10 protein-coding genes are annotated in these 11,980 nt (G+C 74.2%); 7 read left to right on the forward strand and 3 right to left on the reverse strand.

The window, feature by feature from the left end; translation table 11 throughout:
- The first annotated feature begins 5 nt into the window (after positions 1–5).
- The 3 genes from FHU28_RS17805 (at position 6) to FHU28_RS17815 (ending at position 4,483) form a co-directional block, all read left to right on the forward strand.
- On the forward strand, positions 6–2,432 hold the full coding sequence (locus tag FHU28_RS17805) for an ArnT family glycosyltransferase (protein WP_184685634.1): 2,427 nt from the start codon (positions 6–8) through the stop codon (positions 2,430–2,432).
- Positions 2,433–2,435: 3 nt separating this feature from the next.
- A complete protein-coding gene (locus tag FHU28_RS17810) occupies positions 2,436–3,659 on the forward strand; it encodes a dolichyl-phosphate beta-glucosyltransferase (protein ID WP_184685635.1) in 1,224 nt (407 codons plus the stop codon).
- A 98-nt stretch (positions 3,660–3,757) separates the two neighbouring features.
- A complete protein-coding gene (locus FHU28_RS17815; RefSeq protein WP_184689665.1) occupies positions 3,758–4,483 on the forward strand; it encodes a helix-turn-helix transcriptional regulator in 726 nt (241 codons plus the stop codon).
- Positions 4,484–4,494: 11 nt separating this feature from the next.
- Here the strand turns inward: FHU28_RS17815 and FHU28_RS17820 are convergent, their stop codons facing one another.
- A complete protein-coding gene (locus FHU28_RS17820; RefSeq protein ID WP_184685637.1) occupies positions 4,495–4,896 on the reverse strand; it encodes a VOC family protein in 402 nt (133 codons plus the stop codon).
- Positions 4,897–5,076: 180 nt separating this feature from the next.
- Between FHU28_RS17820 and FHU28_RS17825 the strand changes: the two genes are divergently transcribed.
- The 4 genes from FHU28_RS17825 to FHU28_RS17840 all read left to right on the forward strand — a co-directional run bounded on the left by FHU28_RS17825 (position 5,077) and on the right by FHU28_RS17840 (position 10,163).
- A complete protein-coding gene (locus tag FHU28_RS17825; protein WP_184685639.1) occupies positions 5,077–5,235 on the forward strand; it encodes a hypothetical protein in 159 nt (52 codons plus the stop codon).
- Positions 5,232–6,647, forward strand: a complete 1,416-nt coding sequence (locus tag FHU28_RS17830) for a methyltransferase domain-containing protein (RefSeq protein ID WP_184685642.1) — start codon at positions 5,232–5,234, stop codon at positions 6,645–6,647. Before FHU28_RS17825 ends, FHU28_RS17830 begins: the two co-directional genes overlap by 4 nt.
- Positions 6,640–8,703, forward strand: coding sequence for a sulfatase-like hydrolase/transferase (locus FHU28_RS17835; protein ID WP_184685643.1), 2,064 nt, complete (start codon positions 6,640–6,642; stop codon positions 8,701–8,703). The genes FHU28_RS17830 and FHU28_RS17835 overlap by 8 nt, the downstream gene beginning before the upstream one ends.
- Positions 8,704–8,879: 176 nt before the next feature.
- The gene (locus FHU28_RS17840) at positions 8,880–10,163 is read left to right on the forward strand and encodes a citrate synthase (RefSeq protein WP_184685645.1); all 1,284 of its coding nucleotides are present in this window, start codon (positions 8,880–8,882) and stop codon (positions 10,161–10,163) included.
- 177 nt (positions 10,164–10,340) lie between these two features.
- Here the strand turns inward: FHU28_RS17840 and FHU28_RS17845 are convergent, their stop codons facing one another.
- Positions 10,341–11,738: a glycosyltransferase family 4 protein gene (locus FHU28_RS17845; RefSeq protein WP_184685647.1), complete on the reverse strand. Its 1,398-nt coding sequence runs from the start codon at positions 11,736–11,738 to the stop codon at positions 10,341–10,343.
- A gap of 57 nt (positions 11,739–11,795) precedes the next feature.
- On the reverse strand, positions 11,796–11,921 hold the full coding sequence (locus tag FHU28_RS32730; protein WP_260413058.1) for a hypothetical protein: 126 nt from the start codon (positions 11,919–11,921) through the stop codon (positions 11,796–11,798).
- Between the last annotated feature and the right edge of the window lie 59 nt (positions 11,922–11,980).

Raw genomic sequence — 11,980 nt, forward strand, 5'->3', positions numbered from 1 at the left:
CCGGCATGGACAGAACCGAGAGCCTGCTGACCGCGCCCGCGGCCGGACCACCCGGAACCGTGCCCGTGCCCCTGAAGACCCGCACCGGTTCCGATCCGCGCTGGGCCCGCCCTGCCCTGCTCGGCCTGCTGGCCGCCACCGGGCTGTTCTACCTGTGGGGACTGGGCGCCTCCGGCTGGGCCAACGCGTTCTACTCGGCAGCGGTGCAGGCCGGCTCGCAGAACTGGACCGCGTTCCTCTACGGCTCGTCCGACGCGGCCAACTCGATCACAGTGGACAAGACGCCCGCCTCGCTCTGGCTGATGGCGCTGTCGGTCCGGATCTTCGGCTTGAGCAGCTGGTCGATCCTGGTGCCGCAGGCGCTGCTCGGCGTCGCCTCGGTCGGCGTGCTGTACGCGACGGTGCGCCGCTGGTACGGCCCGGCCGCCGGCCTGCTCGCCGGCGCGGTGCTCGCGCTCACCCCGGTGGCGACGCTGATGTTCCGGTTCAACAACCCGGACGCGCTGCTGGTGCTTCTGCTGGTCGCCGCCGCCTACGCGACTGTGCGCGCGGTCGAGACGGCGAGCACCCGGTGGATCGCGCTGACCGGCGTGCTCGTCGGCTTCGGCTTCCTCACCAAGATGCTCCAGGCGTTCCTGGTGATCCCGGTCTTCGCCGGGGTCTACCTGCTGGCCGCGCCGAGCGGCCTGGCACGGCGCATCCGCCAGCTCCTGCTGGCCGGGCTCGCCGTCGTCATCTCGGCCGGCTGGTGGGTGGCGATCGTGGAGCTGGTGCCCGTCGGCGCCCGCCCCTACGTCGGCGGCTCGCAGAACAACAGCATCCTGGAGCTGACGCTCGGCTACAACGGCCTGGGCCGGATCACCGGCGACGAGGTGGGCAGCGTCGGCGGTAGCGGCGGACGCCCCGGCGGCGGACCGTTCTCCGGACAGGCCGGTCTGCTGCGGATGTTCGACACCGAGGTGGGTGGGCAGATCTCCTGGCTGCTGCCGGCCGCGCTGATCCTGCTGGTCGCCGGGCTGTGGCTGGCCGGGCGGGCGCCGCGTACCGACCGGACCCGGGCCGGTCTGCTGCTCTGGGGCGGCTGGCTGCTGGTCACCGGCCTGATCTTCAGCTTCATGTCCGGCATCTTCCACGCGTACTACACGGTCGCTCTGGCCCCGGCGGTCGGCGCGCTGGTCGGCATCGGCGTCACAGTGCTCTGGCGGGCCCGCTCTGTTTCGGCTCCGGCTGGCTCGGCTTCGGTGGGCTCGCCTCCGGTGGGCTCGGCTCCGGCGGGCTCGGTGGGGCCGGCTCGCGCGGGTTCGGTGGTGGCGGCGGGCGCTCCGGTCGTGGCGGGCCGGGGGCGTGCGCTCGTCGCCACGCTGGTCCTGGCCGGCACGCTGGCGGTCACCGCCTGGTGGTCCTGGCAGCTGCTCGGCCGCACGCCCGACTGGCACCCGTGGCTGCGCACCGCGGTGCTGGCCCTGGGCCTGACCGCAGCCGCCCTCCTGGCCGCGCTGCCGCTCCTGCCCTCCCCACCCTCCCCGGATCCCGCGGTGATCAAGGAGTTTGTGTCCGGAGAGGGCGCTCCCGAAGACGCGAACTCCTTGGTCAACTCCGCTGGAGCGGGGTCGGCGGGAACGGAGAGCTGGGTGGGGCGGCGGGTCGTGCGGTGGGCGGTGCCGGTGCTGTCGGTGGCCGGTCTCGCCGTGGCGCTGGCCGGTCCGGCGGCGTACGCGATGCAGACCGCCTCCACCCCGCACACCGGCTCGATCCCGAGCGCCGGACCGTCCGGGGCGGGCGGCTTCGGGCCGGGTGGTCGGATGCCCGGCGGTGGGAACGGGCAGTTCCCCGGCGGCCCGGGTCGCGGGAACGGCCAGTTCCCGGGTTTCCCGGGCGGCGGCGGGTTCCCGGGCTTCCCGGGCGGCCAGAACAGCGGCGGCCAGAACGGCGGTCAGGACGGCGGCGGTCAGGACGGCGGATTCTCCGGCTTCCCTGGTGGCGGCCAGGCTCCGGGCGCACCCGGCGTCACCGGCCAGGAGGGTAGGGGACCGGACGGTCGCGGGCAGCGCGGCGGGGGCATGGGCGGTCTGCTCGACGCCCGCGAGCCGAGCGCCGAGATGACCGCGCTGCTCACGGCCGACGCCGACGACTACACCTGGGTCGCCGCCACGATCGGCTCGAACAACGCCTCCGGCTACCAGCTGGCCACCGGCCGGCCGGTCATGCCGATCGGCGGCTTCAACGGCAGCGACCCGTCGCCGACGCTCACCGAGTTCCAGCGGTACGTCGCCGACGGGCGGATCCACTACTTCCTCGGCGGCGGCGGGTTCCGGGCCAACGGCGGCAGCAACGCCTCGGCCGAGATCGCCGCCTGGGTCGCCGGAACCTTCACCGCGACCACCGTCGACGGCGTGACCGTGTACGACCTGAGCAGCGGAAAGCGGGGCTGAGCCGTGACAGGCACGTACGCGCCCCGGGCCGCTGTGCGGGCCCGGCCCGCCACCGGCAGCGCGGTGCTCGACGTGGTGGTTCCGGTCTACAACGAGGAGGCCGACCTGGGCCCGTGCGTCCGGCGGCTGCACGCGCACCTGACCGCGCACTTCCCGTACCCGTTCCGGATCACGGTGGCCGACAACGCCAGCGTGGACGGCACGCCGGCGGTGGCGCGGGCGCTCGCCGACGAACTGTCCGAGGTGGGGGTGCTGCGCCTGGACGAGAAGGGACGCGGGCGGGCGCTTCGCGCCGCGTGGTCGGCCTCGCCCGCGCCGGTGCTCGCGTACATGGACGTGGACCTCTCCACCGACCTGGCGGCGTTGCTGCCGCTCGTGGCGCCGCTCATCTCCGGGCACTCGGACGTGGCCATCGGCACCCGGCTGGCGCGGACCAGCCGGGTGGTCCGGGGCGCCAAGCGGGAGGTGATCTCGCGGGGCTACAACCTGCTGCTGCGCGGCACGCTCGCGGCGCGTTTCTCCGACGCGCAGTGCGGCTTCAAGGCGATCCGCGCCGACGTGGCGGCCGGGCTGCTGCCGCTGGTACGCGACACCGGCTGGTTCTTCGATACCGAGCTGCTGGTCCTGGCGCAGCGGGCCGGGCTGCGCATCCACGAGGTGCCGGTGGACTGGGTGGACGACCCGGACAGCCGCGTCGACATCGTCGCCACCGCGCTGGCCGACCTGCGGGGCATCGGGCGGCTGGGCCGTGCGCTCGTCACCGGGGCGCTGCCGCTGGCACAGTTGCGCGCCCAGCTCGGCCGCGGCCCGTTGCCGGCCCCGCCGGCGCGGGTTCCGGCCGGCCTGCCGCGTCAGCTCGCCCGGTTCGCCGCGGTGGGCGTGGCGAGCACGCTCGCGTACCTGCTGTTGTTCCTGCTGGCCCGCGGACCGCTCGGGGCGCAGCCGGCGAACCTGCTGGCACTGCTGCTCACAGCGGTGGCGAACACGGCGGCCAACCGGCGGCTCACGTTCGGTGTCAGCGGACGCCGGCACGCCGGACGGCACCATCTGCAGGGGCTGCTCGCGTTCGCGCTCGGCCTGGCCCTGACCAGCGGCTCGCTCGCCGCGCTGCACGCCACCACCGCCCCGAACCGCAGCCTGGAGCTGGTGGTGCTGGTGGCGGCGAACCTGGCCGCGACGGCCCTGCGCTTCCTCCTGCTCCGCCTGGCGATGCACCACCGCCAGTGAGCCCCCCACCCCGTCGATCATGAGGTTGGCGGCGCGACACGCCGGACGCCAGTGGCGTCAACTTCATGATCGACGGGGAGGGTGGCAGGGTTGAGGGCGTGTACCGGGAGTGGAGGACGCCGGGGGTTCCGGGCGCGGTCCTGTGGAGCAGCGTGTCCGGCGGGAGCGAGACGCGGGTGCTGCCGGACGGGTGCGTCGACCTGCTCTGGTCCAGCCGGAGCGGGCCGCTGGTGGCCGGTCCGGACCGCACCGCGCACCTGTCGCGGTCCGCGCCGGGGGACCGGTGGATCGGACTGCGCCTGCCGCCGGGGACCGGCCCGGCCGTGTTCGGCGTGCCCGCCGAGGAGCTGCGGGACCGCCGCGTACCGCTCGCCGACCTGTGGGGCCGCGCCGCCGCCGAGGTGGCCGAGCGGGTCGAGACCGCGCTGTCCGCGCCGACCGGCAGCGACGGGACTGACGCCGCCGCTGCCGTGCTGACGCGGGTGGCCCGGGATCGGCTGCGCGAGGCCGGCGGCCCCGACCCGCTCGGCGCGCGGATCGCCGGACGCCTGTCCGCCGGGGCCACTGTCGCCGCGACCGCCGCCGAGGTCGGCCTCGGCGCGCGTGCTCTGCACCGGCGCAGCCGGACCCTGTTCGGGTACGGCCCGAAGACGCTGGCCTGCATCCTGCGGATGCGCCGCGCGCTGGACCTGGCCCGTAGCGGCGCGCCGCTCGCCGAGGTGGCGGTGCGCAGCGGGTACGCCGATCAGGCCCACCTCACCCGCGAGGTGCGGGAGCTGGCCGGGGTGCCCCCGACGCGGCTGCTCACCCCGGCCACCGCCTGACCGGCGGCCGGTCAGTCGCCCGCCGGCAGCGGGGCGAACAGGTCCACGCCGTTGCCGTCCGGGTCGTGCAGGACCGCGTACCGCTGGCCCCAGAACGCGTCCCACGGGGGTAGCTCACCGTGGTGGCCGGCGGCGGTCAGCTCGGCGTACCAGCGGTCCACCTCGGCCGGGTCGGCGCACCGGAAGGCCAGGCTCATCCGGTTGTTGCCGCCGGACGGGTCGAAGTCGGGGTAGAAGCTGCGGATCACCTCGACCGTGTCCCAGGCCAGCCGTACGCCGTTCGGCAGGGTGACCTCCACGTGCCCTTCCGTCTCGGCGCCGGCCGGGATCGGCAGCCCCAGCCGCCGGTAGAAGTCGAGCGTGCGTGCCATGTCGGTGACCACGGCCCCGACCAGATCGAACTGCGGTGTCATGCCGCCACGGTAGGCGCGAGGCGGACCGCCCGTCTTGAACGGATCGGACGGGGGACGAGTGGCCGGTGTGGCCGCGCGTGCGGCGCCCGAGGCGTTACGGTGGGGAACAAGTCCGGCTCTGAGCATCAAAGCTCGCATACCGGGCGCGCACCGACGACCGGCGACGGAAGGAAAGCAGCCGTGAACCACCTGGCCTACCTGGACGCGGGATCGGGCAGTCTCATCGTGCAGGCGGTGGTCGGCGGCGTGGCCGGAGTGGCCGTGGCCGCCAAGCTCTACTGGCGGCGCCTGGTGTCCCGGTTCCGCCGCCAGCCCAGCGACCAGGGCCCCGCGGCGTGACGGTCCCCGACACCGGTGTCCGCGTCGAGCCCGGCTCCTTCCGCGACCCCGGCAACCGGGTGTTCCACCGGGGCGAAGAGGTGCTGCGCGGGCTCGACGAGCGCTCCGCCCGTGACTGGCGGGCACTGTCCGTCACCGACTTCTTCCGCCGCGCGGCCGAGCAGGGACAGATCGTCGCCACCGAGGAGTTGACCCCGGTCCCTGTCGACACGCCATGGGCGGCGGTGCTGCGGCACGAGCGGATCCCGTTCGTCTCGCACCCCTACGAGTGGTCGTCCGCGATGCTGCGCGACGCGGCGCTGCTGCACCTCGACGTGCTGCGAGCCGCCCTGGAGGCCGGCTTCACCACCAAGGACGGCTCGGCGTACAACGTGCAGTGGCGCGGCGCGCGACCCGTCTTCATCGACGTCGGCTCGTTCGAGGCGCTGCGCGACGGCGAGCCCTGGGCCGGGTACCGGCAGTTCTGCCAGACGCTGCTCTACCCGCTGCTGATCCAGGCCCACCTCGGGCTGGACTTCCAGCCGTTCCTGCGGGCCCGCGTCGACGGCGTCGAGCCGGACCAGATGCGCCGGCTGTTCGGCGGCGCCCGGCGCTGGCGGGCCGGTGTGCCCACCCACGTGCACCTGCACGGCGCGATGCAGGCCCGCAACTCCGCCGCGAGCACCACCGACGTCCGCGCCCAGTTGCGCGCCGCCGGCTTCTCCCGCGCACTGGCGCTGGCCACGGTACGCGGACTGACGAAACTGGTCCGCCGCCTCGACCACCGGCCGGGCGGCAGCCACTGGTCGGACTACCAGCGCACCTGCGCGTACTCGGTGCCGGACCGGCAGGCCAAGGAGGAGTTCGTCGACCGCGCGGTGGCCGCCACCGGCGGAGGCTCGGCGCTGGACCTGGGCGCCAACGACGGCCGGTACGCCCGGATCGCCGCCCGCCACGCCGCGCACGTCGTCGCGGTCGAGCAGGACCCGGCGGTGGTCGACACGCTCTACCGCGCCCTGCGGGACGAGGGCGAGACGCGGATCCTGCCGTTGGTGATGGACCTGGCCGACCCGTCGCCCGGCGGCGGCTGGCGCGGCGTCGAGCGGGCCGCGTTCGCCGACCGGGCCCACGCCGACGTGGTGCTCGCCCTGGCCGTCGTGCACCACCTGGCGATCGGACGCAACGTGCCGCTGCCCGAGGTGCTGGACCAGCTCGCCGCGCTCACCGCCACCGGCGGCAGCCTGGTGGTCGAGTTCGTCCACCCGGACGACCCGATGGCCCGCCGCCTGCTCGTCAACAAGCCCGACGGCCTGTTCCCGGACTACCGGCGCGACGCCTTCGAGGCGCTGCTGGCCCGCCAGGGCCGGGTGGTCGCCCGCACCGAGCTGCCGTCCGGCACCCGCACGCTCTACCAGGTGGTGGTGGGTGGCTGAGCGCACCCTCGCGCCACCCCGGGACCACGCGGCCGTCCCGGACCGGCGGGAACGCCGGCCCTGGTGGCGGTCCGAGGCGGCGCGGCTGGCGGAGGTGACGGCACTGGTCGGGCTGGTGGTCACCCAGCCGCTGCTCGACGTGCTCGGTCACAGCCCCGACTTCTTCCTGTTCCACCGCGCCTCCCGCGGCGACGTGCTGCTCCTGGTCGCCCTGATCGCGCTCGCGCCGACCGCGCTGTTCGCGCTACTGGGCGCGTTTGCGCTGCTCGGCGCGCTCGCGGTGCCCGCCGGACGCCTCGTCCGCGCCGCCGTGCACACCGTGCTCGTCGGCCTGCTGCTCGCCGCGCTGGCGGTCCAGGTCGGCCGGCACGTCACGCCGCTTCGGGGCGTACCCCTGCTTGTGGTCGCCGGTGTGGCCGGAGCCGCCGGGGCGGCCGCGCACCGGCGGTGGCGGACGCCCCGGCGGGTGCTGCGGGTGGCCGCCGCCGGGCCGCTGGTGTTCGTCGGGTTGTTCCTGTTCGCCTCGCCGGCCTCGGCGGTGGTGCTGCCGCGCGGCGAGGGCGGCGCGGCCGGGGTGGCCGGTCCGGGCACGCACCCGCCGGTGGTCATGATCGTGCTGGACGAGCTGCCGCTGGTGTCGCTGCTCGGGCCGGACGGCCGGATCGACGCCGCCCGCTACCCGAACTTCGCCGCGCTCGCGGCCGGGTCGACCTGGTACCGCAACGCCACCGGCGTCAGCGGCTGGACGCCCTACGCGCTGCCCGCGATGCTCACCGGGCGCTACCCCGAGCGGGGCGTGGCGCCGCACTACTCGCAGTACCCGGACAACCTGTTCACCGCGCTCGGCGGCCTGTACCGGATCAAGGCCGAGGAGAGCATCACCCGGCTCTGCCCGCCGAGCCGCTGCGAGCAGGCCACCACGCCGGAACAAGGGCTCGGGGTGCTGGTCCGGGAGAGCGGAAAGCTGCTGGGCCGGATCGCCGCGCCGGTGGACAGCCGCGTCGACCCGGAGGACTCCTACCGGGAGCGGACCGCCGCCGAGGCCGGGCTGGACGCCGCCGAGCCGGTGCCGGACGACCCCAAGTTCCGCTGGGACACCCTCGACGACAACCAGCCGGCCCGGTTCACCTCGTTCCTGGCCGGGCTGCGCCCCGACCCCCGGCCCACGCTGCACTTCCTGCACCTGCTGATGCCGCACTCGCCGTGGGCGTACCTGCCGTCCGGGGCGCACTACGCCGCGCCCGAGGATCTGCCGAACGACGGCGCCGGCTGGGTCGACCTGGCCCGCGCCCGGCACCTGGCCCAGCTCGGCTACACCGACCGGCTGATCGGCGAGACGCTGCGCACGCTGCGCGCCACCGGCCTCTACGACCAGGCGCTGGTGGTGGTCACCGCCGACCACGGGGTGAGCTTCCGGCGGGACTGGCAGGGGCGGGGGATGGACGCCATCGACCACGCCGCGAACGAGGTGGCCTGGGTGCCGATGTTCGTCAAGAAACCCGGCCAGCGCGCCGGCCGGGTGGACGACCGCAACTGGGAGCACGTGGACCTGCTGCCCACGATCGCCGACGAGACCCACATGCGGGTGCCCTGGCGGATGGACGGCCGGTCGGCCGCAGCGGCCCCGCGCGAGGGGAGCGACAAGCGCTTCTACGACCGCCCCGGCCAGCCGGTGACGATCACCGGCGGGGTGCCCGCCCCGCTCCCGCCCGTACCCGTCGACCCGCTCGTCGGCACCCGGGTCCCCGACGTGCCGGTGGGCGGGTCCGCCACGGTGGCCGACCGGGGCGCGTTCGACGCCGTCGACCCGGCGCGCGGCGGCCTGCCCGCGCTGGTCTGGGGGACGGTCCCGGACGACGTGCCCGACGGCGCCCGGCTCGCCGTCGCGGTGAACGGCACGGTCGGCGCCGTGGTGCCCGTGGTGCCCCCCGACGCCGGTGGCCGGCGGTTCGCGGCGTTCCTCCCCGACGACCGGCTCTTCGCCGCCGGCGCCAACCGGCTCGACCTCTACCGGGTCGGCGACGACGGGTCGCTGCGGCGGCTCACGCTGTCGTGACGGGCCCTCCGCGGGCGCCCATGGTCGCGCTCCCAACCGGTTTCCGGACCGCCTGGCCGGGAAACAGGTGACGCACACCTCACCCCGAAACCATGACGAGCGGTGTTCTCCGCGCCGTGATTACGGTAGAAGCGAAGGCAATTCAACGAAGATCTTGCCGGCGAAGCGAGGAACAGATGACGGAAGTCAAGCTCGACCACCCCGGTGGGCAGCTGTCGATGCCGGTGCAGTCCGCGGTTGAGGGCCCCGCCGGGATCGGGGTGAGCAAGCTGCTCAAGGAAACCGGGATGACCACGTACGACCCCGGTTTCGTGAACACCGCGTCCTGCTCGTCCGCCATCACCTACATCGACGGTGATGCCGGCATCCTGCGGTACCGGGGTTACCCGATCGACCAGTTGGCCGAGAAGTCCTCCTTCCTGGAGGTCTCCTACCTGCTGATCTACGGCGAGCTGCCGACCCAGACGCAGCTCACCGAGTTCAGCGAGCGGATCCGGCGGCACTCGCTGCTGCACGAGGAGATGCGCCGGTTCTTCGACGGCTTCCCCCGTGACGCGCACCCGATGGCCGTGCTCTCCTCGGCCGTCAGCGCCATCTCCACCTTCTACCAGGACAGCCTGGACCCGTTCGACTCCGAGCACGTGGAGATGTCCACCGTGCGGCTGATGGCGAAGGTCCCGACCATCGCCTCGTACGCGTACAAGAAGTCGATCGGTCAGCCGCTGCTGTACCCGGACAACTCGCTCGGCTACGTCGAGAACTTCCTGCGGATGACCTTCGGCGTGCCGGCCGAGCCGTACGAGGTCGACCCGGTGGTGGCCCGGGTGCTGGACATGCTGTTCGTCCTGCACGCCGACCACGAGCAGAACTGCTCCACCTCGACCGTGCGGCTGGTCGGCTCCAGCAACGCCAACCTGTTCGCCTCGGTCTCGGCCGGCGTGAACGCGCTGTTCGGCCCGCTGCACGGCGGCGCCAACCAGGCCGTGCTGGAGATGCTCCAGAAGATCCAGGCCGACGGCGGCGACGTCCGCTCCTTCGTGCAGAAGGTGAAGGACAAGCAGGACGGCGTGAAGCTGATGGGCTTCGGGCACCGGGTCTACAAGAACTACGACCCGCGCGCCGCCATCGTGAAGAAGGCCGCCCAGGACGTGCTCGGCCGGATGTCCAAGCCGGACCCGCTGCTGGACCTCGCGGTGCAGCTGGAGGAGATCGCGCTCGCCGACGACTTCTTCGTGTCCCGCCGGCTCTACCCGAACGTGGACTTCTACACCGGCCTGATCTACAAGGCCATGGGCTTCCCGACCAAGATGTTCACGGTGCTGTTCGCGCTGGGCCGCCTGCCCGGCTGGATCGCGCAGTGGCGCGAGATGATCAACGACCCGGAGACCAAGATCGGTCGCCCGCGGCAGATCTACACCGGTGCCGTCGAGCGGGACTACGTCCCCGCCGACAAGCGCTGACGTGCAAGGAAGGGCCCCTTCTTAACGCCTCCGGTAGAGGAGGGGCCCCCTTTTAACACGCGGACGACGAAGGCCGCCGACCCTGCTCGGGTCGGCGGCCTTCGTTCGTGCGCACCGGGGCGAGGGCGTTAACAAGGGGCCCTTTCTCTACCGGAGGCGTTAATAGGGGGCCCTTCCTTACCGCAGGCCGGCGGCGGTGAGGAGGTTGCCGTGAGGGAGGGCCGGCACGGTGTGGCCGTGGGCCATGCGGTGCTGGGCCCGGGCAGCCGTGAACGCGGGGTCGCCGGTGATGGCGGCGGCGTACGCGGCGGCGGTGCGGGACGCGATGGCGGCCCAGCCGTACCGCTCGTGCACCATGGCGCGGGCCCGCCGGGCGAGCGCGCGGGCCCGGTCCCGGTCGGACAGCAGCGCGTGCACCGCCTCGGCGAGCCCGTCCGGGTCGTGCGGGGCGAACGTCATCCCGGTGACGCCCGGCTCGACGATCTCGGCCAGCCCGCCGGTGCGGGAGACGGCCAGCGGCGCGCCCGCGGCGGCGCCTTCCAGCGCCACCATGCCGAACGGCTCGTAGATGCTCGGCACCGCGAAGCAGTCCGAGGCGGCCATCACGGCGGGCAGGTCGGTGCCGCCGAGGAAGCCGGGCATGCTGACCGTGGCGCCCAGCCCGAGGCGGTGCACCTCGGCCTCCAGTTCGGCCCGGTACGGCCCGTCGCCGACGATCACCGCGCGCAGCCCGGGGTGCCGGTCGCGCAGCCGGGGCAGCCCGGCCAGCAGGTGCTGCACGCCCTTCTCGTACACCAGGCGGCCGGCGAACGTGACCAGCGGGCCGTCGGCGGCGAACCGGGCGCGGGCGGCGGCGACCGCCGACGCGGGCACCCGCCAGCGGTGCGGCTCGACGCCGTTGGGCACCACGTCGACCCGGGCGGCGTCGACGCCGAACAGCGCGCCCACCTCGTCGCGCATGTAGCCGGAGCAGACGATCACCCGGCCGGACTCGCCGGCCAGCCAGTGCTCGACGCCGTGGATGGTGCGGTTCATCTCCTCGGGTAGCCAGCCCTGGTGCCGGCCGGCCTCGGTGGCGTGGATGGTGGTCACCAGCGGCACGTCGAGGTGCTCGCGCAGCGTCATCGCGGTGTGCGCGACGAGCCAGTCGTGGGCGTGGATGACGTCGTAGGCGCCGGAGGAGGCGGCGCGCAGCGCGGCCCGGGTCAGCGTGTGGTTGAACGCCATGGTCCAGGCCAGCAGCGAGCCGGTGGCCAGTGGGAACGTGACCGGGTCCTCGGCGGCGCGGACGATCCGCACCCCGTCGGCGTACTCCTCCAACGGCGCGCCTTCGGCGTGGCGGGTGACGACTGTGACCTCGTGCCCGGCGGCGGCCAGCGCGACGGACAGCGCGTGGACGTGGCGGCCGAGGCCGCCGACGAGCACCGGCGGGTACTCCCACGACAGCATCAGGATGCGCCGGGTCCGGGGCGCGGCACCCGCCTGCGGCGGCGGAGTCGGCCGGGAGGTGAGAGTGGGCCGGTGGAGCCGGTCCGTCGCGGTGGCGGGCTGGGCGCCGACCCGCAGAGTGGTCACGTCGATCTCCGTCCATGCATGGTGAGGCACGCCGGCATCGGTGGCGGCGACGAGCGGTCAGGAGCGACCGGACGGCCGGCCGGGCGTCGGCACCAGATCGCCGACGACCGCCTCGGCCGGGTACCGATCGCGGGCCACCGGGAGGGCGATGACGTCGATCGGGAACCGGAACCGTCCAGTCACCCCGCCAACCTACTGCGCCGGGATCGACTCGCGCGCGGTGAGCGATCCTCGTCACTGTC

Origin of the sequence: Micromonospora echinospora (assembly GCF_014203425.1) — a bacterium.
Lineage (GTDB): Bacteria > Actinomycetota > Actinomycetes > Mycobacteriales > Micromonosporaceae > Micromonospora > Micromonospora echinospora_A.